Here is a 22,389-nt window from a genome sequence, read left to right as displayed (position 1 = left end):
GGGACAGAGCCTGAGAGGGCGCATTGAGCCAGACCCGACACGTCCCGGTGATGCTCCAGAGGTGTCTGGACCTGTTGGCCCCGGCTCTCCAGGACCCGGCCCACCCGGAGCCCGTGGTCGTCGACTGCACCCTCGGCCTCGGCGGTCACAGCGAGGCATTGCTCGCCTCCTTCCCCACCGCCCGGCTGATCGCCCTGGACCGCGACAAGGAGGCGCTGCGCCTCTCCGGCGAACGGCTCGCCCCCTACGGCGACCGGGCCACCCTCGTCCACGCGGTCTACGACGAGCTCCCCGAGGTCCTCGAACGGCTCGGCGTCCCGAAGGTCCAGGGCGTGCTGTTCGACCTCGGCGTCTCCTCCATGCAACTGGACGAGGCCGACCGCGGATTCGCGTACGCCCAGGACGCCCCGCTCGACATGCGCATGGACCAGTCCACCGGCGTGAGCGCCGCCGAGGTCCTCAACACCTACCCGCCCGGCGAGCTGGTCCGGATCCTGCGCGCGTACGGCGAGGAGAAGCAGGCCAAGCGAATCGTCTCGGCCGTCGTGCGCGAGCGCGAGAAGGAGCCGTTCAGCAACAGCGCCCGGCTCGTCGAGCTGATCCGCGACGCGCTGCCGCAGGCCGCCAAGCGCACCGGCGGCAACCCCGCCAAGCGGACCTTCCAGGCCCTGCGTATCGAGGTCAACGGCGAGCTGAGCGTCCTGGAGCGGGCCATTCCGGCCGCCGTCGACAGCCTCGCCGTCGGCGGCCGGATCGCGGTGCTCTCCTACCACTCGCTGGAGGACCGGCTGGTCAAGCAGGTCTTCGCGGCAGGCGCGGCCAACACCGCGCCCCCCGGACTGCCCGTCGTCCCCGAGCGCTACCAGCCCCGGCTCAAGCAGCTCACCCGGGGCGCGGAGCTGCCCACCGAGGAGGAGGTCGCCGAGAACCGGCGCGCCGCCCCCGCCCGGCTGCGCGGCGCCCAGCGCATCCGCGAGGAGGAGCGGTGACCACCGGGGCCCGGCACCGCACCGGGGGAGTCGAGGGGTGAGCAAACCGGCCGCACCGCTGAAGGGACGGGCCGCGCGGCTCGCCCGGCTGATGCCGTCCACCGGGCCCAGCACCGCGGCCCGCACGCCCTTCGTCCTGCTGGTCGTCCTGCTCCTGGGCGGCGGGCTCATCACCCTGCTCCTGCTGAACTCCGCCCTCAACGAAGGATCGTTCAGGCTCAGCGAGCTGAAGCGGGACACCACCGAGCTCACCGACGAGCAGCAGGCCCTCCAGCGCGACGTCGACAGCCGCTCCCAGCCCGACGCCCTGGAGAAGCGCGCCCGGGAGCTGGGCATGGTCCCCGGCGGCAGCCCCGCCTTCCTGAACCCCGACGGCACGGTTCGCGGCGACCCGGCCGAGGCCACCGCCCCGCCGTCGCCCAGCCCCAGCCCCAGCCCCACCCCGAGCACCGACGCCACCCCGGACCCCGACGCCCCCGCGGCCGGGGCCCCGGCCGGAACCTCCGGCTCCCCGTCGCCCTCCGGATCCGTGTCCGCGACCGGCCCCGACCCCGCAGCCGCCCCCTCGGCGGAGAACAGCCCGCCCCCGACGAGCCCCGGCAGGTGACGCAGTGCCGCCCAAGGAACCGCCGCGCCGCCGCGTACCCGGACCGGCCCGCCCCCGTAACGCGGGACAGGGCTCCGGCCGCTCCGGCGCACGCCCACCGGCCCGCCGCCCCCGCCCCGCCCCGGGGCGCACCACCGCGCGCGGAGGTACCCCGCGCTCCTTGCGCCTGGGCAGCCCGCGCCCCCGGCTGCGGCTCGTCAGCCTCGGGCTGACGCTGGTCATGCTGGCCTTCGTGGCCCGGCTGCTCCAGGTCCAGGCCGTCGACGCCAGCGCGTACGCGGCCAAGGCCGAGAAGAACCGCTACCTGGAGTACACGGTCGCCGCCGAGCGCGGCGAGATCACCGACCGCAAGGGCGTCGCCCTCGCCACCAGCGTGGACGCGCACAACATCACCGCCGACCCGAAGATGTTCACGCCCGAGGACAGCAAGGCCCCCGACGCGCCCCAGCAGGCCGCCGCCCTGCTCGCCCCGATCCTCGGCAAGGACGTCGACGAGCTGGTCAAGAAGCTCTCGACGCCCAAGTCGCGCTACACCGTCCTCGCCTACCGGCAGACGCCCCAGGTCTGGAAGCAGATCAAGGACCTCAAGACCGTCTTCGCCGAGAAGGCGTCCGAGGACAAGCTCAACGGCGGCCCCGGAGCCAACGTGCTGGCCGGCGTCCTCCAGGAGCCCACCACCAAGCGCGTCTACCCCAACGGGGATCTCGCCGCCGGGATACTGGGATTCGTCAGCGACGACGGCAAGGGCGGCGGCGGCCTGGAGTCACAGCTCAACAAGGAACTGGCGGGCGAGGACGGCAAGATCCGCTACGCCCAGGCCGGCGGCCGCCGCGTCCCCACCGCGGGCAGCAGCGAGATCCCGGCCGTCCCCGGCTCCGACGTCGAGCTGACCATCGACCGTGACATCCAGTGGGCCGCCCAGAAGGCCATCAGCGACCAGGTCGCCAAGTCCAAGGCCGACCGCGGCTACGTCATCGTGCAGAACACCAGGACCGGCGAACTGCTGGCCATGGCCAACGCCCCCGGCTACGACCCCAACGACCTCTCCCAGGCCACCTCGGCGTCCCTCGGCAACGCGGCCCTCCAGGACGTGTACGAGCCCGGCTCCACCAGCAAGGTCATGTCCATGGCCGCCGTGCTGGAGGAGGGGGCCGCCACGCCCGGCACCCACGTCACCGTCCCCAACCGGCTGCACCGCGGCGACCGGCTCTTCAAGGACGACGTCGACCACCCCACCTGGTACCTCACGCTCAACGGGGTCCTCGCCAAGTCCAGCAACATCGGCACCATCCTGGCGACCGGTCAGCTCGGCAAGACCCAGGCGGAGTCGAACCAGGTCCTCTACGACTACCTGCGGAAGTTCGGCCTCGGCAAGAAGACCGGGCTCGGCTACCCCGGCGAGTCGCCCGGCCTGCTGGCCCACCCGAAGGACTGGTCGACCTCGCAGCAGTACACGATCCCCTTCGGCCAGGGCCTCTCCATCAACGCCGTCCAGGCCGCCTCGGTCTACTCCACGGTCGCCAACGGAGGCGTACGGGTCGCCCCCACCCTCGTACGCGGAACCAAGGGCTCCGACGGCCGCTTCACCCCGGCCGAGGCGCCCGAGGAGAACCGGGTGGTCAGCGAGAAGACCGCCAAGACCCTGGCGACCATGCTGGAGTCCGTGGTCGACGACACCGAGGGGACCGGCACCAAGGCCGCCATCCCCGGCTACCGGGTCGCGGGCAAGACCGGCACCGCCAACCGGGTCGACCCCGTCCGCGGTGTCTACAAGGGCTACACCGCCTCCTTCGCGGGCTTCGCCCCCGCCGACAATCCGCAGGTCACCGTCTACTGCGCGATCCAGAACCCCACCAAGGGCAGCTACTTCGGCGGCCAGATCTGCGGCCCGATCTACAAGCAGGTCATGGAGTTCGCGCTCAAGACGCTCCAGACCCCCCCGTCCGGCAGCGAGCCGCCCCGGCTGCCGGTGTCCTTCAAGCCCGGCGAGTGAACACGGGGATGCGCGAGCATCTCCTCCAAGGGAACCCTCAGTGACAACCATCACCCCCGATCCCGGGAACCGGAACGAGAACCGCCGGAACCAGGGTGCCTCGCTTCGCGAGAGCCCGCACCGGCCCGGTACGCTCACCGCCGTGCCCCACGCTGATCAGTCCCAAACCTCTCAGAAGGACGCGCCTGTGACCTACCCGGGAGCGCCCCGACCGGACCGGCTCCGGCCCACCCCTCTCGGCGAGCTGGCCGGCCGGCTCGGCGTCGAAACGGCCGGGTCCGGTGAGATCACCGGCATCACGCACGACTCACGGGCCGTGCGCCCCGGCGACGTGTACGCGGCCCTGCCCGGCGCCCGCCTCCACGGCGCCGACTTCGCCGCCCAGGCCGCCGGCCTCGGCGCCGCCGCCGTCCTCACCGACCCCGCCGGCGCCGAACGCGCCGCCGCCACCGGCCTGCCGGTCCTGGTCACCGAGAACCCGCGCGCCGTGATGGGCGAGCTGGCCGCCGACATCTACGGGCGGCCCGGCATCGGCCTCCTCCAGATCGGCATCACCGGAACCTCCGGCAAGACCACCACCGCGTACCTCGTCGAGGGCGGACTGCGTGCCGCCGGACGGCCCACCGGGCTGATCGGCACCGTCGAGATGCGGATCGGCGACGAGCGCATCAAGTCCGAGCGCACCACCCCCGAAGCCACCGACCTCCAGGCGCTGTTCGCCGTCATGCGCGAACGCGGTGTCGAGGCCGTCGCGATGGAGGTCTCCAGCCACGCCCTGGTGCTCGGCCGGGTCGACGGCTGCGTCTTCGACGTCGCCGTCTTCAACAACCTCAGCCCGGAGCACATGGAGTTCCACTCCGGCATGGAGGACTACTTCCAGGCCAAGGCGCGGCTCTTCACCCCCGAGCGCAGCCACCGCGGCGTCGTGAACTTCGACGACGAGTACGGCCGCAGGCTCCTCACCGAGTCCGGGGTGCCGGTCACCAGCTTCTCCGCCGAGGGCCACCCGGACGCCGACTGGCACGCCGAGGACGTCGAGGTCGGACCGCAGGACAGCACCTTCACCGCCGTCGGCCCCAAGGGCGAGCGGATCACCGCCCGCGCCCCGCTGCCCGGCCCGTTCAACGTCGCCAACACCCTCGCCGCGATCGTCACGCTGGCCGTCGCGGGCGTCGACCCGCAGATCGCCGCCGACGGCGTCGCCGCCGTCCCCGGAGTCCCGGGCCGGCTGGAGCGGGTGGACGCCGGACAGCCCTACCTCGCCGTCGTCGACTACGCGCACAAGACCGACGCCGTCGAGTCCGTCCTGCGCTCCCTGCGCAAGGTCACCGAGGGCAAGGTGCACATCGTCCTCGGCTGCGGCGGCGACCGCGACACCACCAAACGCGGCCCGATGGGCGCCGCCGCGGCCCGGCTCGCCGACACCGCCGTACTGACCTCCGACAACCCCCGCTCCGAGGACCCCCTCGCGATCCTCGCCGCGATGCTCTCCGGCGCCGCCGAAGTGCCCGTCCACGAGCGCGGCGACGTGCTGGTCGACGCCGACCGCGCCTCGGCCATCGCCGCCGCCGTCGCCCGCGCCGAACCCGGCGACACCGTCCTCGTCGCGGGCAAGGGGCACGAACAGGGCCAGGACATCCACGGGGTGGTACGCCCCTTCGACGACCGCAAGGTCCTGCACGCAGCCATCGAGCGGTCCCTGACGCGCCCCGGCGCCGCGGACCGTGCCCCTCACCACGAGAACAACAGTCAGGGATGACCAAGTGATCACCCTTTCCCTCGCCGAGATCGCCGAAATCGTCGGCGGGCAGTCGTACGACATACCGGATCCGGCAGTCACCGTGACCGGACCCGTCGTCATCGACTCCCGCGAGGTCGTGTCCGGCAGCCTGTTCGCCGCGTTCGCCGGCGAACGGGTCGACGGCCACGACTACGCCCAGCGCGCCGTCGAGGCGGGCGCGGCAGCCGTACTGGCGGCCCGTCCCGTCGGCGTTCCGGCGATCGTCGTGGACGACGTCGTCGGCGCGCTCGGAGCCCTCGCCCGCGCCGTCGTGGAACGCCTCGGCACCACCGTCGTCGGCCTCACCGGCTCCGCCGGCAAGACGTCCACCAAGGACCTGATCGCGCAGCTCCTCCAGCGCAAGGGCCCGACCGTCTGGACGCCCGGCTCCCTCAACAACGAGATCGGACTGCCCATCACGGCGCTGACGGCCACCGCCGAGACCGAGCACCTGGTCCTGGAGATGGGCGCCCGCGGCATCGGCCACATCCACTACCTGGCCGACCTCACCCCGCCCCGGATCGGCCTCGTCCTGAACGTCGGCTCCGCCCACCTCGGCGAGTTCGGCAGCCGGGAGGCCATCGCCCAGGCCAAGGGCGAGCTGGTCGAGGTGCTGCCCGAGGACGGCTGCGCCGTGCTCAACGCGGACGACCCGCTCGTCCGCGCCATGGCCTCGCGCACCAAGGCCCGCGTCCTGCTCTTCGGAGAAGCCCCGGAAGCGGACGTACGGGGCGAGAAGGTCAGGATGACCCCCGACGGACGGCCCGCGTTCGAGCTCCACACACCCACCGGGTGCAGCGACGTGACCATGCGCCTGTACGGTGAGCACCACGTGTCGAACGCGCTCGCCGCGGCCGCCGTCGCCCATGAGTTGGGCATGTCCGTGACCGAGATCGCCGAGGCGCTCTCGGAGGCGGGCACCCTCTCCCGCTGGCGCATGGAGGTCACCGAGCGCGGGGACGGTGTGACGGTCGTCAACGACGCCTACAACGCGAACCCCGAATCCATGAGAGCCGCACTGCGTGCGCTGGCTGCCATGGGCCAGGCCCGAGGGGCCGACGGGGGGCGCACCTGGGCGGTGCTCGGTCAGATGGCCGAGCTCGGTGACGCGTCGCTCGCCGAGCACGACGCGGTCGGACGGCTCGCCGTCCGGCTCAACGTCAGCAAGCTCGTCGCTGTCGGGGGGAGAGAAGCCTCCTGGCTGCAACTGGGCGCATATAACGAGGGTTCGTGGGGTGAGGAGTCGGTGCACGTGTCCGACGCACAGGCGGCCGTCGACCTGTTGCGCAGTGAACTGCGCCCGGGAGACGTCGTGCTGGTGAAGGCGTCCCGGTCGGTCGGCCTGGAGAAGGTCGCCCTGGCACTGCTGGAGAACTCGACCGAGGGCGAGGTCGCCGGCCGATGAGGCAGATCCTCTTCGCGGGGGCCATCGGGCTCTTTCTGACCCTGGTCGGTACTCCGCTGCTGATCAAGCTGCTGGCCCGCAAGGGCTACGGCCAGTTCATCCGGGACGACGGCCCGCGCACGCACGGCAGCAAGAAGGGCACGCCCACGATGGGCGGCATCGCCTTCATCCTGGCGACGATCGTCGCGTACCTTCTCGCGAAGGTCATCACGGGTGAGGACATCCGCTACTCCGGCCTCCTCGTGCTGTTCCTCATGGCCGGGATGGGCCTCGTCGGCTTCCTCGACGACTACATCAAGATCGTCAAGCAGCGTTCGCTGGGTCTGCGGGCCAAGGCGAAGATGGCCGGGCAGCTGATCGTCGGCATCGCCTTCGCGGTGCTCTCGCTCCAGTTCCCCAACTCCATGGAATACACCCCCGCCTCCACCCGGCTCTCGTTCGTCGAGGACTTCGGCTGGTCGATCGGCCCGGTGCTGTTCTGCGTCTGGGCGCTGTTCATGATCCTCGCCATGTCCAACGGCGTGAACCTCACCGACGGCCTCGACGGACTGGCCACCGGCGCCTCGGTGATGGTCTTCGGCGCCTACACCTTCATCGGCCTCTGGCAGTTCCAGGAGTCCTGCGCCAACGCGGACAACCTGACCAACCCGAGCGCCTGTTTCGAGGTACGCGACCCGCTCGACCTCGCCGTCGTCGCCGCCGCGCTGATGGGCGCCTGTTTCGGCTTCCTGTGGTGGAACACCTCGCCCGCCAAGATCTTCATGGGCGACACCGGCTCGCTCGCCCTCGGCGGCGCCCTCGCGGGCCTCGCGATCCTGTCCCGCACCGAGTTCCTGCTCGCCATCCTCGGCGGCCTCTTCGTGATGATCACCATGTCCGTGGTCATCCAGGTCGGTTCGTTCAAGATGACCGGCAAGCGGGTCTTCCGGATGGCGCCGCTCCAGCACCACTTCGAACTCAAGGGGTGGTCCGAGGTCCTTGTCGTGGTCCGCTTCTGGATCATCCAGGGCATGTGCGTGATCGTCGGCCTCGGCCTCTTCTACGCGGGATGGGCAGCCAAGAAGTGAGCACCGTGGACTGGCAGGGCAAGCACGTCACCGTCGCCGGGCTCGGCGTCAGCGGCATCCCCGCCGCCCGCGCCCTGCACGAGCGCGGCGCGCTCGTCACCGTAGTCAACGACGGCGACGACGAACGCGCCCGCGCGCAGGCGGCCGAACTGGAGGCGCTCGGCATCGCCGTGCGCCTCGGCGACGGCGCGACCCTGCCGCCGTCCACGGAACTCGTCGTCACCGCCCCCGGCTGGCAGCCGGACAAGCCGCTCTTCCTGGCTGCCGCCGAGGCGGGCGTCCCGGTCTGGGGCGATGTCGAACTGGCCTGGCGCCTGCGCGGCGACAACGGCCGCAAGGCCGCGCCCTGGCTCGCGGTCACCGGCACCAACGGCAAGACCACCACCGTGCGCATGCTGGCCTCCATCCTGGAGGCGGCGGGCCTGCGCACCGCGGCCGTCGGCAACATCGGCGTATCGCTGCTGGACGCGGTCCTCGGCGATACGGAGTACGACGTCCTCGCCGTCGAACTCTCCAGCTACCAGCTGCACTGGGCGCCCTCGCTGCGCGCCCACTCCGCCGCCGTCCTCAACCTGGCGCCGGACCACCTCGACTGGCACGGCTCGATGGAGGCGTACGCCGCCGACAAGGGCCGCGTCTACGAGGGCAACACCGTGGCCTGCGTCTACAACGTGGCCGACCCCGCCACCGAGGACCTGGTCCGCGAGGCCGACGTCGAAGAGGGCTGCCGGGCCATCGGCTTCACCCTCGGCGCCCCCGGCCCCTCACAGCTCGGCGTGGTCGACGGCATCCTCGTCGACCGGGCGTTCGTCGCCAACCGCCAGAAGCAGGCCCAGGAGCTGGCCGAGGTCAGCGACGTCACCCCGCCGGCCCCGCACAACATCGCCAACGCCCTCGCGGCCGCCGCCCTCGCCCGCGCCTTCGGCGTGGAACCGGCCGCCGTACGCGACGGACTGCGCGCCTTCCGGCCGGACGCCCACCGCATCGAACACGTCGCGGACATCGGCGAAGTCGCCTACGTGGACGACTCCAAGGCCACCAACACCCACGCCACCGAGGCCTCGCTGGCCGCCTACGACTCCATCGTCTGGATCGCCGGCGGACTGGCCAAGGGCGCCACCTTCGACGAACTGGTCATCGGCGCGGCGAAGCGGCTGCGCGGTGTCGTACTGATGGGCGCCGACCGGGCGCTGATCCACGAAGCCCTGACGCGACACGCCCCCGAAGTCCCGGTGGTCGACCTCGACCGGACCGACACTGGGGCGATGTCCGAAGCGGTCGCGCGGGCCGCCGAGCTCGCCCGGCCGGGCGATACGGTACTGCTGGCCCCGGCCTGTGCCTCGATGGACATGTTCACCAACTACAACAAGCGGGGCGAGGCGTTCGCGGACGCGGTCCGCGCACGCGCCGACGAGAGCGCCTGACCGACCGGGCCTCCGCGCCCGGGGTCACCGGCCCCGGGCACGAGCAGTGGAGGGGACAGCGACAATGCCGGCCGACGAGAGATTCGCCGTACGGCGGGAGAGCGCACGGGCCTCGGTACCCCGCCCCCTCGCGGCGCCCGCACCCGCCGGCGTACCGCTGCCCCCCGGGCTCGCCCTGCGCGGCCGCCTCGCCACCGGCGCCCGGCGCCCCGAGACACCGCGCGGTTCCGGACGCGGCGGCTCCGGCTCCCGTACCCCGCGCTCCGGGCGCGGCGGTGGACCGCGCCGGGCCTACGAGCGGGCACGGCGGGCCTGGGACCGGCCGCTGACCGCCTATTACGTGATCCTCGGCTCCAGCCTCCTGATCACCGTGCTGGGCCTGGTGATGGTCTACTCCGCCTCGATGATCAAGGCGCTGGACATCAGCAAGCCCGCGACGTACTTCTTCGGCAAGCAGTTCCTCGCCGCCGTCATCGGCGGCGGGCTGATGCTGATCGCGGCCCGGATGCCCGTGAAGCTCCACCGGGCGCTGGCCTACCCGATACTGATGGTCACCGTCTTCCTGATGATCCTGGTCCAGGTGCCGGGGATAGGGATGTCGGTCAACGGCAACCAGAACTGGCTCTACCTGGGCGGCCCGTTCCAGCTCCAGCCCAGCGAGTTCGGCAAGCTGGCCCTCATCCTGTGGGGCGCCGACCTGCTGGCCCGCAAGCAGGACAAGCGGTTGCTGACGCAGTGGAAGCACATGCTCGTGCCGCTCGTCCCGGTCGCCTTCATGCTGCTCGGACTGATCATGCTCGGCGGCGACATGGGAACCGCGATCATTCTCACGGCGATCCTGTTCGGTCTGCTCTGGCTGGCCGGCGCCCCCACCCGGCTCTTCGCCGGAGTCCTCGGCTTCGCCGCCGTCCTCGCGTTCCTGCTGATCAGAACCAGCCCCAACCGCATGTCCCGGCTCGCCTGCATGGGCGTGAGCGAACCCGATCCGGAGGGCGGCTGCTGGCAGGCCGCCCACGGAATCTATGCTCTGGCGTCCGGCGGATGGTTCGGTTCCGGGCTGGGTGCGAGTGTGGAAAAATGGGGTCAACTCCCGGAACCCCACACCGACTTCATCTTCGCGATCACCGGTGAGGAACTGGGTCTGGCAGGGACGCTGTCCGTGCTCGCCCTGTTCGCGGCTCTAGGCTATGCGGGTATCCGCGTGGCCGGACGCACGGAGGACCCCTTCGTGAGGTATGCCGCGGGAGGCGTGACCACGTGGATCACGGCCCAGGCCGTGATCAACATCGGTGCGGTGCTCGGCCTGTTGCCGATCGCCGGGGTTCCGCTCCCGCTGTTCTCCTACGGGGGGTCGGCCCTGCTGCCGACGATGTTCGCGGTCGGGCTGATGATCGCCTTCGCACGGGAGGATCCCGCCGCGAAGGCGGCCCTGGCCATGCGGAGGCCCGGGGTGAGATGGAAGACGATGAGACGGCGCGTCAAGAAGCGTTCGTCCGGAGAGCGGTGAATTTCGGTGCATGTCGTACTCGCCGGCGGGGGGACCGCCGGACACATCGAGCCCGCGCTTGCCCTCGCAGACGCCCTGCGCAGGCAGGACCCGACCGTGGGAATCACTGCCCTCGGCACGGAACGCGGACTGGAGACCAGGCTCGTGCCCGAGCGGGGGTACGAGCTGGCGCTCATCCCCGCGGTGCCGCTGCCCCGTAAGCCCACGCCCGAACTGATCACCGTCCCGGGCCGGCTGCGCGGCACCATCAAGGCGGCCGAGCAGATCCTGGAGCGCACCAAGGCGGACTGCGTGGTCGGCTTCGGCGGCTACGTCGCGCTGCCCGGCTATCTGGCCGCCAAGCGGGCCGGTGTGCCGATCGTGGTCCACGAGGCCAACGCCCGCCCGGGCCTGGCCAACAAGATCGGCTCGCGCTACGCCCACGGGGTCGCCGTCTCCACCCCGGACAGCAAGCTGCGCGGCGCCCGCTACATCGGCATCCCGCTGCGCCGCACCATCGCCACCCTGGACCGCGCCCGGGTCCGCCCGGAGGCCCGCGCCTCCTTCGGCCTCGACCCCAACCTGCCCACGCTGCTGGTCTCCGGCGGCTCGCAGGGCGCGCGCCACCTCAACGAGGTCGTCCAGCGGGTCGCGCCGCTGCTCCAGCGCTCCGGGATCCAGATCCTCCATGTGGTCGGCCCGAAGAACGAATTGCCGCGGATCGACAACATGCCCGGAATGCCGCCCTACATCCCGGTACCGTACGTGGACCGGATGGACCTCGCGTACGCCGCGGCCGACATGATGCTCTGCCGCGCGGGCGCGATGACCGTCGCCGAACTCTCCGCCGTCGGGCTCCCCGCCGCCTACGTCCCGCTGCCCATCGGCAACGGCGAACAGCGGCTCAACGCCCAGCCGGTGGTCAACGCCGGCGGCGGCCTGCTGGTGGACGACGCGGCGCTCACCCCGGAATGGGTGCAGGGCAACGTCCTGCCGGTACTGTCGGACCCCCACCGGCTGTACGAAATGTCCCGCGCCGCGGCCGAGTTCGGCCGGCGCGATGCCGACGACCTGCTCGTCGGCATGGTGTACGAAGCGATCGCCGCACGCCGTTAGGCGTACGGCGCGATGCGGTGCGGACCCGGGGCGGGCGCCCCGGGTCCGGCGAAGGAGCGAGCGTGGCCGGACCGACGACCGCCCAGCGCGGCGCACCCGGGCGGGCGGACACCTCCGCCCGCCCGCCGCACATCGGCCCCGAGGGGCCCCGGATCAGCCGCCGTCTGCTGCTGATCCTGATCGGCGTAGCGGCCGCCCTGCTCGCCGCGTTCGTGGTCTGGGTGCTCTACGGCTCCTCCTGGCTCCGCGTCGAGAAGGTCACCACGAGCGGCGTCGAGGTCCTGACCCGCGAAGAAGTGGAAGCGGTTGCCGCCGCTCCGATCGGCGCCCCACTGGTCTCCGTGGACACCGACGCCATGGAGCGCCGGTTGCGCCAGAAGTTGCCTCGTATCGACACAGTTGATGTCGTTCGGTCCTGGCCGCACGGCATCGGCCTTAAGGTGACCGAACGGAAGCCGGTCCTGCTCGTCGAAAAGGACGGCGAGTTCGTGGAAGTGGATGCCGAGGGCGTGCGCTTCGCCACCGTGGACAAGGCGCCGAAGGGCGTGCCCCTGCTGGAGCTGACCCCCGAACCGTCCGCGAGCCTGCGCCGCTTCGGCGGTGACCGTCTGTTGCGGGAAGCGGTGCGGGTGGCCGGCGACCTTCCGGCGGGCGTCGCCCGGGACACCGAGGCCGTCCGCGTCACCTCGTACGACGCGATCTCCTTGCGGCTCACCCGCGATCGTGTGGTGACCTGGGGGAGCGGCGAGGACGGGCCGGTGAAGGCACGGGTGCTCGGCGCGCTCATGAAAGCCGCCCCCAAAGCGGGACACTTCGACGTAAGCGCTCCCACCGCCCCGGCGGTATCGGCGAGTTGACGGGTATTTGTGCTGGCCAGCACCCTGGTTGGTCAGCGCTACGGGTGATCACATAGGGTGAAAAGAAAAACGGGAGGTTCGGCGTGTTCGTTGAACGTGCGCCACTTGTCGACTTAGTGTCCTGTTCGGAAGAGTCCAGGAAGCAGACACACTGGTAACCCTAAACTTCAGCGTTAGGGTTTGGGTCGGCGTTCGGACCGTCCCCATCGACATCAGTCGTCGCCGCGGGGCCACCGCAGAGCGACGACACGTAACTCGAGGCGAGAGGCCTTCGACGTGGCAGCACCGCAGAACTACCTCGCAGTCATCAAGGTCATCGGTGTCGGCGGCGGTGGTGTCAATGCCATCAACCGAATGATCGAGGTCGGTCTCAAGGGCGTCGAGTTCATCGCGATCAACACGGACGCACAAGCCCTGTTGATGAGCGACGCCGACGTCAAGCTCGACGTCGGCCGCGAACTCACCCGGGGCCTCGGCGCCGGGGCGAACCCGGCCGTCGGTCGTAAGGCGGCAGAGGACCACCGTGAGGAGATCGAGGAGGTCCTCAAGGGGGCCGACATGGTCTTCGTCACCGCCGGAGAGGGCGGCGGCACCGGCACCGGCGGCGCACCCGTCGTCGCCAACATCGCGCGCTCGCTCGGCGCCCTGACGATCGGCGTGGTCACCCGCCCGTTCACCTTCGAGGGCCGGCGACGCGCGAACCAGGCGGAGGACGGCATCGCCGAACTCCGCGAAGAGGTCGACACCCTCATCGTCATTCCCAACGACCGCCTGCTGTCCATCTCGGACCGCCAGGTCAGCGTGCTCGACGCGTTCAAGTCGGCCGACCAGGTGCTGCTCTCGGGTGTCCAGGGCATCACCGACCTCATCACCACCCCGGGTCTGATCAACCTCGACTTCGCCGACGTCAAGTCGGTCATGTCCGAGGCCGGATCGGCGCTCATGGGCATCGGCTCGGCGCGCGGCGACGACCGCGCGGTGGCGGCCGCGGAGATGGCGATCTCCTCGCCCCTCCTGGAAGCCTCCATCGACGGCGCCCGCGGTGTCCTGCTCTCCATCTCCGGCGGCAGCGACCTCGGTCTCTTCGAGATCAACGAGGCCGCCCAGCTGGTGAGCGAGGCGGCGCACCCCGAGGCCAACATCATCTTCGGCGCCGTCATCGACGACGCCCTGGGCGACGAGGTGCGGGTCACCGTGATCGCCGCGGGCTTCGACGGCGGACAGCCGCCGGCCCGCCGGGAGAACGTCCTCGGCGCCAACAGCAACAAGCGCGAGGAGCCGGCCGCCCCGGTCAGGTCCTCCGTCGAGCCCGCACGTCCGACGGGCGGACTCGGTTCCGTACCTCCGCGCGAGGAGAGCCCGGCCCCGGCCGAGCCCGCCCCCGCGTCGGCTTCGAGCGAGAGCGCGCTGCCGCAGGTCTCTCCGCCGCACGTCCCGCCGGCCCGTCCCTACCAGGACACCCAGGCCGAAGAGCTGGACGTACCGGACTTCTTGAAGTGATAGGTCAGCATCGGGCGGCATCCGTCACGGGCAGCGCTCATTTCGCCTTCACCGACCGGTGGGGCGGAGTGAGCGCCGCTCCGTACGGTGAACTCAACCTCGGCGGCGCGGTCGGTGACGACCCCGCCGCCGTCGGCGCGAATCGCGAGCGCGCGGCCCGCGACCTCGGCATCGACCCGGCCCGCGTCGTCTGGATGAACCAGGTGCACGGCCGGGACGTCGCGGTGGTGGACGGGCCCTGGGGCGCGGACGCGGAGATCCCGGCCGTGGACGCGGTGGTGACCGCCCGGCGCGGGCTGCCGCTCGCGGTCCTCACCGCCGACTGCACCCCCGTCCTGCTCGCCGACCCGGTCGCCGGAGTCGTCGGGGCGGCGCACGCCGGGCGGCCGGGGCTGGTCGCCGGAGTCGTGCCGGCGGTGGTCGAGGCCATGGCCGCGCTCGGCGCACTACCCTCCCGGATCACCGCGCACACCGGACCGGCCGTCTGCGGACGGTGCTACGAAGTGCCCGAGGCGATGCGGGCCGAGGTCGCCGAGGCCGTCCCCGGCACCTGGTCCGAGACCAGCTGGGGCACCCCGGCGGTCGACGTCACCGGCGGAGTCCACGCCCAGCTCGCCGCCCTCGGGGTGACGGACCGGCACTCCTCGCCGTACTGCACCCTCGAATCGGGCGACCACTTCTCGTACCGCCGCGACCGCACCACCGGGCGGCTCGCCGGATATGTCTGGTTGGACTGATAGGGCATGACGGACCGTAAGGCTCAACTCGCCGCGAATCTGGCACAGGTGGAGGAAAGGATCGCCTCCTCCTGCGCCGCCGCCGGTCGCAAGCGCGAGGAAGTGACCCTGATCGTGGTCACCAAGACCTACCCCGCGAGCGATGTGCGGATCCTGCATGAACTCGGTGTGCGCCATGTCGCGGAGAATCGTGACCAGGACGCGGCCCCCAAAGCCACCGCTTGTGCGGATCTTTCGCTGACATGGCACTTTGTCGGACAATTGCAGACGAACAAGGTTCGTTCTGTGACCAGTTATGCCGATGTCGTGCAGTCGGTGGACCGCGCCAAGCTGGTCACCGCTCTCTCCGCCGCCGCGGTGCGCGGGGAGCGCGAGCTCGGCTGTCTGATCCAGGTCGCCCTGGACGCGGGGAGCGGCGAGCGCGGTGAGCGCGGCGGTGTCGCGCCGGACGGGGTCGAGGAGTTGGCGGCCGCGATCGACGCGGCTCCCGGACTCCGGCTCGACGGACTGATGACCGTGGCGCCGCTGGCCGGGGAGTACGCCGGCCGGCAACGGGCCGCGTTCGACCGGCTGATGGAAATCTCATCCCGCCTGCGCGCCGGTCATCCGGCTGCGAACATGGTCTCCGCAGGTATGAGCGGGGACCTGGAGGACGCGGTGGCGGCCGGAGCGACACATGTACGCGTCGGTACGGCGGTACTCGGAGTCCGACCCCGGCTCGGGTAACGTCGCGAAGCAAGTCGGACCACAGCAGAAAATATGGTCATTACCGCTCATAGCGGACAGACCACCGTGGATCGCGGGCACTTGGTGACGAATGCCGATCCACCACAGAGCGGAGGACTCGGAGCATGGCCGGCGCGATGCGCAAGATGGCGGTCTACCTCGGCCTCGTGGAGGACGATGGGTACGACGGTCCGGGGTTCGACCCCGATGACGAATTCGAACCTGAGCCGGAGCCCGAGCGCGACCGGCGGCGGCACCAGCCCCCGCACCAGGTGGAGCGGGAACGCGAGCGGGATCGCGAGCGTGAGCGCGAAAGGGACGAACCGGTACGAGTGGTGCAACCGCCCGCCCAGCGCGAGCCGGTTCAGCTCCCCGCGGAAAGCGGGCGACCCGCCCGAATCGCCCCCGTGGCATCCATCACACCTGAACGCCCGAACATGGAGAAGAACGCACCGGTGATCATGCCCAAGGTCGTGTCCGAGCGGGAGCCGTACCGCATCACCACGCTGCACCCCAGGACCTACAACGAGGCCCGTACCATCGGGGAACACTTCCGTGAGGGCACTCCGGTGATCATGAATCTCACGGAGATGGACGATACGGACGCAAAGCGACTTGTCGACTTTGCCGCGGGACTCGTCTTCGGTCTCCATGGCAGCATTGAACGCGTGACGCAGAAGGTGTTCCTGTTGTCGCCTGCTAACGTCGATGTCACGGCGGAGGACAAGGCCCGCATCGCAGAGGGCGGATTCTTCAACCAGAGCTGAGAACACGACACCGGGAACAACCCGGCCGAGAGGCCGGTGCCGGCCACGAGGCCGGAGCTACGAGAGCCAGGGGAGAGGGAACCGCGGGACATGGGCGTCGCACTGGATGTGGTCTATATCGCGCTGATGTGTTTCCTCATCGTGCTGATCTTCCGGCTGGTCATGGACTATGTCTTCCAGTTCGCACGTTCATGGCAACCCGGCAAGGCGATGGTGGTCGTACTTGAGGCCACCTACACTGTCACCGATCCACCGCTCAAGCTTCTGCGGCGATTCATCCCGCCGCTGCGTCTCGGGGGCGTGGCACTCGACCTGTCCTTCTTCGTTCTGATGATCATCGTCTACATCCTGATCAGCGTTGTGGTCAGGTTGTGAGCGATACGGTCTTGCCGACTGCCGACGACTACGTAGAGGTGAAGAAGAGATGCCGTTGACCCCCGAGGACGTGCGGAACAAGCAGTTCACGACCGTCCGCCTCCGAGAAGGCTATGACGAGGACGAGGTCGATGCCTTTCTAGACGAGGTCGAATCGGAGCTGACCCGTCTGCTCCGTGAGAACGAGGACCTGCGCGCCAAGCTGGCCGCCGCGACGCGCGCCGCCGCGCAGAACCAGCAGCAGCAACAGCAGCAGGGCATGCGCAAGCCTCCGGAGCAGCAGGACCGCCCCGGTGCGCCCGTTCCCGCCGCCATATCCGGACCGCCGCAGCAGCAGCAGCCCCCGCAGATGGGTCCGCCCCAGCTGCCCGGTGGCGCGCCGCAGCTGCCCGCAGGTCCCAGTGGCCACGGCCCCCAGGGCGGCCACGGCCCCGGTCCGCAGGGCCCGCACGGCCCCGGCCCGATGCAGGGCGGTCCCATGGGTGGCCCGATGGGCGGCCCCATGGGTCAGCACCCCCAGCAGCAGCAGATGCAGCAGATGCAGCCGCCGCAGATGCAGCAGCAGGGGCAGGGCCCCGGTGGCGACAGCGCCGCCCGTGTCCTCTCGCTCGCGCAGCAGACCGCCGACCAGGCGATCGCGGAGGCCCGTTCCGAGGCCAACAAGATCGTCGGCGAGGCCCGTAGCCGTGCCGAGGGCCTGGAGCGCGACGCGCGCGCCAAGGCCGACGCCCTGGAGCGGGACGCGCAGGAGAAGCACCGCGTGGCGATGGGCTCGCTGGAGTCGGCCCGCGCGACGCTGGAGCGCAAGGTCGAGGACCTGCGTGGCTTCGAGCGCGAGTACCGCACGCGGCTGAAGTCCTACCTGGAGAGCCAGCTGCGTCAGCTGGAGACCCAGGCGGACGACTCGCTCGCCCCGCCGCGGACGCCGGCCGCCGCTTCGCTGCCGCCGTCGCCCTCGCTGGCTCCGGCCGGTGCGGGTGCGATGGGTCACTCCATGGGCGGCTCCAACCACGGTGGCCACGGTGGCCAGCAGATGGGTGGCGGCCAGTCCATGGGCGGTGCGCCGTCCTACGGCGGCCAGCAGCAGATGTCGCCCGCGATGACGCAGCCGATGGCGCCGGTGCGGCCGCAGGCGCCGCAGCCGATGCAGCAGGCGCCTTCGCCGATGCGTGGGTTTCTGATCGACGAGGACGACAACTGAGCGGTATGCGCTCGCTGAGCGCGTAGCCGTCGGCAGGCAAAGGGCCGGGCCCCGGGTTTTCCCGGGGCCCGGCCCTTTGCCGTGGGCGGGGCGAGCCGGGCCGGGCTCGGGTTGTCCTCAAGCGCCGGACGGGCTGATTTCGGGGCTCCGCCCCGGACCCCGCTCCTCAATCGCCGGAGGGGCTGGATGTGGCCCGGCTCTGCTTTTGAGGTGGAGGAGGGGCTGGATGTGGCGCGGCCCGGGTTCTGGGGTGTGGGAGGGGCTGGATGTGGCGCGGCCCGGGTTCTGGGGTGTGGGAGGGGCTGGATGTGGCGCGGCCCGGGTTCTGGGGTGTGGGAGGGGCTGGATGTGGCCCGGTCCGGGTTCTGGGGTGTGGGAGGGGCTGGATGTGGCCCGGTCCGGGTTCTGGGGTGTGGGAGGCGTTGGATGTGGCCCGGTTCCGCTTCTCGGGCGCCGGAGGGGCTTGATCGAGCCCTGCTCCGCTTCTCGGGTGCGGGAGGGGACCGATATGGTCCGGACCGCCGGTGCGGGGGCATATCCAGCCCGTCCGGCGTTTGAGGACGTCTTGTAGCCCCTCCGGCGATTGAGGAGAGACAGCCTCGCCGGCGTTTGAGGCGCGGGGGTTCGGGGGCGGAGCCCCTGAGGGGTACGCGGAAGGGCCCGCCGGAACGGATTCCGGCGGGCCTTCTTCGGGCGGGGCTGCCCTACTGCTTGCGCAGGCGGAACGTGAGCGCCAGGCCCTCGTCCTCAAACGTCTCGCCGTACGTCTCGTCCGCCGCGCCCTCCGCGTAGTCCACGGCCAGGACCTCCTCGGAGATCAGGGGGGTGTGCTCCGTGAGGGCCTCCGCCGTGGCCGGGGACGTCGTCGTCCAGCGGACGGCGATGCGGTCCGCCACGTCCAGGCCGCTGTTCTTGCGGGCCTCCTGGATCAGGCGGATCGCGTCACGGGCCAGGCCCGCGCGGCGGAGCTCCGGGGTGATCTCCAGGTCCAGGGCCACCGTCGCGCCCGAGTCCGAGGCGACCGACCAGCCCTCGCGCGGGGTCTCCGTGATGATCACCTCGTCCGGGGCGAGGGTGATCTGCTCGCCCTCCACCTCCACCGTCGCCGTACCCTCGCGCAGGGCGAGGGAGAGCGCCGCCGCGTCCGCCTCGGCCACGGCCTTGGCCACCGCCTGCACGCCCTTGCCGAACCGCTTGCCCAGCGCCCGGAAGTTCGCCTTCGCCGTCGTGTCGACCAGCGAGCCGCCCACCTCGGAGAGCGAGGCCAGCGATGTGACGTTCAGCTCCTCCGTGATCTGCGCCCGAAGGTCGGCGGGCAGCGTGTCGAAGCCGTTCGCCGCCACCAGGGCCCGGGACAGCGGCTGGCGCGTCTTCACGCCCGACTCGGCGCGCGTCGCCCGGCCCAGCTCCACCAGGCGGCGCACCAGCGCCATCTGGGAGGAGAGGGCCGGGTCGATCGCCGACGCGTCCGGCTTCGGCCACGACGCCAGGTGCACCGACTCCGGGGCGTCCGGGGTCACCGGGGCGATCAGGTCCTGCCAGACCCGCTCCGTGATGAACGGGACCAGCGGGGCCATCAGCCGGGTGACCGTCTCGATCACCTCGTGCAGTGTGCGCAGCGCCGCCTTGTCGCCCTGCCAGAAGCGGCGGCGCGAGCGGCGTACGTACCAGTTGGAGAGGTCGTCCACGAACGCCGAGAGCAGCTTGCCGGCGCGCTGGGTGTCGTAACCCTCCATCGCCACCGTCATCTGGTCGACCAGCGCGTTGAGTTCGCTCAGCAGCCAGCGGTCCAGGACCGTGCGGTCCGCGGGGGCCGGGTCCGCCGCCGACGGGGCCCAGGACGAGGTACGTGCGTACAGGGCTTGGAAAGCCACCGTGTTCCAGTACGTCAGGAGTGTCTTGCGGACTACCTCCTGGATCGTGCCGTGGCCCACCCGGCGTGCCGCCCACGGGGAGCCGCCCGCCGCCATGAACCACCGCACCGCGTCCGCCCCGTGCTGGTCCATCAGCGGGATCGGCTGGAGGATGTTGCCCAGGTGCTTGGACATCTTGCGGCCGTCCTCGGCGAGGATGTGGCCCAGGCAGACCACGTTCTCGTAGGACGACTTGTCGAAGACCAGCGTTCCTACCGCCATCAGCGTGTAGAACCAGCCGCGGGTCTGGTCGATGGCCTCCGAGATGAACTGCGCCGGGTAGCGGCTCTCGAAGATCTCCTTGTTCTTGTACGGGTAGCCCCACTGCGCGAACGGCATCGAACCCGAGTCGTACCAGGCGTCGATGACCTCCGGGACGCGGTACGCCTCCAGCTGGCAGTTCTCGTGTGTGCAGGTGAAGGTGATCTCGTCGATGAACGGGCGGTGGGGGTCGAGCGACGACTGGTCCGTGCCCGTGAGTTCCGTGAGTTCCGCCCTTGAGCCCACGCACGTCAGGTGGTTGTCCTCGCAGCGCCAGATCGGCAGCGGCGTGCCCCAATAGCGGTTACGGGACAGCGCCCAGTCCACGTTGTTGTTCAGCCAGTCGCCGAAGCGGCCGTTCTTGACCGAGTCCGGGAACCAGTTGGTCTTCTCGTTCTCCTGGAGGAGACGGTCCTTGATCGCGGTCGTACGGATGTACCAGGACGGCTGTGCGTAGTAGAGCAGCGCCGTGTGGCAGCGCCAGCAGTGCGGGTAGCTGTGCTCGTACGGAACGTGGCGGAAGAGCTTGCCGCGTGCGTCCAGGTCCGCGGTGAGCGCCTCGTCGGCCTTCTTGAAGAAGACGCCGCCGACCAGCGGGAGGTCTTCTTCGAACGTGCCGTCGGGGCGGACCGGGTTGACCACCGGCAGGCCGTACGCGCGGCAGACCAGGAGGTCGTCGGCGCCGAACGCGGGGGACTGGTGGACCAGACCCGTACCGTCCTCGGTCGTGACGTACTCGGCGTTGACCACATAGTGCGCCTCGGCCGGGAAGTCGACCAGGGCGAACGGGCGCTCGTAGGTCCAGCGCTCCATCTCGGCGCCCGTGAACGACTGGCCGGTCGTCTCCCAGCCCTCGCCGAGCGCCTTCTCCAGGAGGGGTTCGGCGACGACGAGCTTCTCCTCTCCGTTCGTCGCGACGACGTACCGGACGTCCGGGTGCGCGGCGACGGCCGTGTTGGAGACCAGCGTCCACGGCGTGGTCGTCCAGACCAGCAGGGCCGCCTCGCCGGCCAGCGGGCCGGAGGTCAGGGGGAAGCGGACGAAGACCGAGGGGTCGACGACCGTCTCGTAGCCCTGGGCCAGCTCGTGGTCGGACAGGCCGGTGCCGCACCGCGGGCACCAGGGGGCGACCCGGTGGTCCTGGACCAGCAGGTCCTTGTTGAAGATCTCCTTGAGCGACCACCACACGGAGTCCACGTACTCCGGGTCCATCGTGCGGTACGCGTCGTCCAGGTCGACCCAGTAGCCCATGCGGGTCGTCAGCTCGGCGAAGGCGTCGGTGTGCCGGGTCACGGACTCACGGCACTTGGCGTTGAACTCGGCGATGCCGAACGCCTCGATGTCCTTCTTGCCGTTGAAGCCCAGTTCCTTCTCCACGGCCAGCTCGACCGGCAGGCCGTGACAGTCCCAGCCGGCCTTCCGGCCCACGTGGTAGCCCTGCATGGTGCGGAAGCGGGGGAAGACGTCCTTGAAGACGCGGGCCTCGATGTGGTGCGCGCCCGGCATGCCGTTGGCGGTGGGCGGGCCCTCGTAGAAGACCCACTCGGGGCGGCCCTCGGACTGGTCGAGGCTCTTGGCGAAGACCTTGCTCTCGCGCCAGAAGTCGAGCACGGCGTGCTCCAGCGCGGGCAGGTCGACCTGGGCGGGTACCTGGCGGTACTGCGGCGATGTCATGTGCGGCTTCCTCCGGCGGACGTTTTCCACTTCCGTCGGAGGGACGAGAGCCGGATCTGCTCCCGCGGTACCACCCTCCTTGGCCCTGGGCGTGTGCCCCTGGCCCCCTCATTGGGGTCGCGACGCCGGGTCTAGTGGCCTGGCGCCCGTGGGCGTGACCCACGTGTCCCAGGCGTTCTTCCGGCGGCTCCGGGGTGATCTTCACGTCGCGCTCGCCCCCGGGCTCCCACCGTCCCCGGGTCGCTGCTGGCCGCGTACGACGCTACTCGTCCCATCCACGCCTCTCGCTGGGCCCAGTGTACGGGCCCGTACGGGCGACGGCCGACCGGTTATCGGCGGCGCGCGGGCGTGACCCGAGTGGCGGGACGGGGCGCGCGGACTTCCCGGCGGGGGCCGGTGGCCGGATTACCGGGCGGGGAGCTGGGAACAACGGAGGCAGGCGCGCCACGACCGGATACGGGGAGGGGCGAGAAGGCGGCGTGCCCCGTTGCCGCGGGGCTGGAGTCGATTT

Annotated in this window: 17 protein-coding genes; 16 read left to right on the top strand and 1 reads right to left on the bottom strand. The window is 70.9% G+C overall.

Translation table 11 applies throughout. The annotated features are described in order from the left end of the window. The first annotated feature begins 23 nt into the window (after window positions 1–23). The 16 genes from rsmH (at window position 24) to ACSMXR_RS07690 (ending at window position 18,030) form a co-directional block, all read left to right on the top strand. Entirely contained in the window at window positions 24–989 is a 966-nt protein-coding gene (gene rsmH, locus ACSMXR_RS07765) for a 16S rRNA (cytosine(1402)-N(4))-methyltransferase RsmH (protein ID WP_030086660.1), read from the top strand. A gap of 37 nt (window positions 990–1,026) precedes the next feature. Next, the gene (gene ftsL / locus ACSMXR_RS07760) at window positions 1,027–1,596 is read left to right on the top strand and encodes a cell division protein FtsL (protein WP_137232679.1); all 570 of its coding nucleotides are present in this window, start codon (window positions 1,027–1,029) and stop codon (window positions 1,594–1,596) included. A gap of 4 nt (window positions 1,597–1,600) precedes the next feature. Continuing rightward, window positions 1,601–3,589 (top strand): peptidoglycan D,D-transpeptidase FtsI family protein, encoded by a 1,989-nt coding sequence (locus ACSMXR_RS07755; RefSeq protein WP_137232678.1) that lies wholly within the window; start codon window positions 1,601–1,603, stop codon window positions 3,587–3,589. Window positions 3,590–3,629: 40 nt separating this feature from the next. After that, window positions 3,630–5,348 carry a UDP-N-acetylmuramoyl-L-alanyl-D-glutamate--2,6-diaminopimelate ligase gene (locus ACSMXR_RS07750; protein WP_137232677.1) on the top strand — a complete coding sequence of 573 codons (1,719 nt, stop codon included), beginning with the start codon at window positions 3,630–3,632 and terminating at the stop codon, window positions 5,346–5,348. Window positions 5,349–5,352: 4 nt separating this feature from the next. Further along, window positions 5,353–6,774, top strand: a complete 1,422-nt coding sequence (locus tag ACSMXR_RS07745; protein ID WP_364881434.1) for a UDP-N-acetylmuramoyl-tripeptide--D-alanyl-D-alanine ligase — start codon at window positions 5,353–5,355, stop codon at window positions 6,772–6,774. Further along, a complete protein-coding gene (gene mraY, locus ACSMXR_RS07740; protein WP_137232675.1) occupies window positions 6,771–7,841 on the top strand; it encodes a phospho-N-acetylmuramoyl-pentapeptide-transferase in 1,071 nt (356 codons plus the stop codon). The genes ACSMXR_RS07745 and mraY overlap by 4 nt, the downstream gene beginning before the upstream one ends. Further along, window positions 7,823–9,265, top strand: coding sequence for a UDP-N-acetylmuramoyl-L-alanine--D-glutamate ligase (murD, locus tag ACSMXR_RS07735; protein ID WP_218527847.1), 1,443 nt, complete (start codon window positions 7,823–7,825; stop codon window positions 9,263–9,265). The genes mraY and murD overlap by 19 nt, the downstream gene beginning before the upstream one ends. Window positions 9,266–9,329: 64 nt before the next feature. Further along, window positions 9,330–10,772, top strand: a complete 1,443-nt coding sequence (ftsW, locus tag ACSMXR_RS07730) for a putative lipid II flippase FtsW (RefSeq protein ID WP_240805936.1) — start codon at window positions 9,330–9,332, stop codon at window positions 10,770–10,772. A 6-nt stretch (window positions 10,773–10,778) separates the two neighbouring features. Further along, window positions 10,779–11,867, top strand: coding sequence for an undecaprenyldiphospho-muramoylpentapeptide beta-N-acetylglucosaminyltransferase (murG, locus tag ACSMXR_RS07725; RefSeq protein ID WP_007451369.1), 1,089 nt, complete (start codon window positions 10,779–10,781; stop codon window positions 11,865–11,867). A gap of 62 nt (window positions 11,868–11,929) precedes the next feature. Continuing rightward, on the top strand, window positions 11,930–12,724 hold the full coding sequence (locus ACSMXR_RS07720; protein ID WP_364881428.1) for a cell division protein FtsQ/DivIB: 795 nt from the start codon (window positions 11,930–11,932) through the stop codon (window positions 12,722–12,724). Window positions 12,725–13,000: 276 nt separating this feature from the next. Further along, complete coding sequence (ftsZ, locus tag ACSMXR_RS07715) at window positions 13,001–14,224, top strand: cell division protein FtsZ (protein ID WP_030086679.1); 1,224 nt, start codon at window positions 13,001–13,003, stop codon at window positions 14,222–14,224. Then, a complete protein-coding gene (gene pgeF / locus ACSMXR_RS07710) occupies window positions 14,221–14,961 on the top strand; it encodes a peptidoglycan editing factor PgeF (RefSeq protein ID WP_381794429.1) in 741 nt (246 codons plus the stop codon). Before ftsZ ends, pgeF begins: the two co-directional genes overlap by 4 nt. 6 nt (window positions 14,962–14,967) lie before the next feature. Continuing rightward, window positions 14,968–15,687, top strand: coding sequence for a YggS family pyridoxal phosphate-dependent enzyme (locus ACSMXR_RS07705; RefSeq protein ID WP_376186078.1), 720 nt, complete (start codon window positions 14,968–14,970; stop codon window positions 15,685–15,687). Window positions 15,688–15,812: 125 nt separating this feature from the next. Then, window positions 15,813–16,454, top strand: coding sequence for a cell division protein SepF (locus ACSMXR_RS07700; protein ID WP_030086685.1), 642 nt, complete (start codon window positions 15,813–15,815; stop codon window positions 16,452–16,454). Between the two features lie 90 nt (window positions 16,455–16,544). After that, the gene (locus ACSMXR_RS07695) at window positions 16,545–16,829 is read left to right on the top strand and encodes a YggT family protein (RefSeq protein ID WP_006123846.1); all 285 of its coding nucleotides are present in this window, start codon (window positions 16,545–16,547) and stop codon (window positions 16,827–16,829) included. Between the two features lie 49 nt (window positions 16,830–16,878). Beyond that, window positions 16,879–18,030 carry a DivIVA domain-containing protein gene (locus ACSMXR_RS07690; protein WP_030086687.1) on the top strand — a complete coding sequence of 384 codons (1,152 nt, stop codon included), beginning with the start codon at window positions 16,879–16,881 and terminating at the stop codon, window positions 18,028–18,030. A 704-nt stretch (window positions 18,031–18,734) separates the two neighbouring features. On the opposite strand, the gene ileS is transcribed toward ACSMXR_RS07690, so the two are convergent. Further along, a complete protein-coding gene (gene ileS / locus ACSMXR_RS07685; RefSeq protein WP_473171482.1) occupies window positions 18,735–21,878 on the bottom strand; it encodes an isoleucine--tRNA ligase in 3,144 nt (1,047 codons plus the stop codon). Window positions 21,879–22,389: the final 511 nt, after the last annotated feature.

It is taken from the genome of Streptomyces sp. DSM 106670 (assembly GCF_055792845.1).
Note: the sequence above shows the minus strand (reverse complement) of the source record. Positions and strands in the feature narration are given on the sequence as shown.

Excerpts from the sequence above, each read along its gene's own strand:
- ACSMXR_RS07690 (WP_030086687.1), top strand. The coding sequence starts at position 16,879 with ATGCCGTTGACCCCCGAGGACGTGCGGAACAAGCAGTTCACGACCGTC.
- ACSMXR_RS07705 (WP_376186078.1), top strand. The coding sequence starts at position 14,968 with ATGACGGACCGTAAGGCTCAACTCGCCGCGAATCTGGCACAGGTGGAG.
- murD (WP_218527847.1), top strand. The coding sequence starts at position 7,823 with ATGGGCAGCCAAGAAGTGAGCACCGTGGACTGGCAGGGCAAGCACGTC.
- ACSMXR_RS07695 (WP_006123846.1), top strand. The coding sequence starts at position 16,545 with ATGGGCGTCGCACTGGATGTGGTCTATATCGCGCTGATGTGTTTCCTC.
- ileS (WP_473171482.1), bottom strand. The coding sequence starts at position 21,878 with ATGACATCGCCGCAGTACCGCCAGGTACCCGCCCAGGTCGACCTGCCC.
- ACSMXR_RS07700 (WP_030086685.1), top strand. The coding sequence starts at position 15,813 with ATGGCCGGCGCGATGCGCAAGATGGCGGTCTACCTCGGCCTCGTGGAG.
- ftsW (WP_240805936.1), top strand. The coding sequence starts at position 9,330 with ATGCCGGCCGACGAGAGATTCGCCGTACGGCGGGAGAGCGCACGGGCC.
- mraY (WP_137232675.1), top strand. The coding sequence starts at position 6,771 with ATGAGGCAGATCCTCTTCGCGGGGGCCATCGGGCTCTTTCTGACCCTG.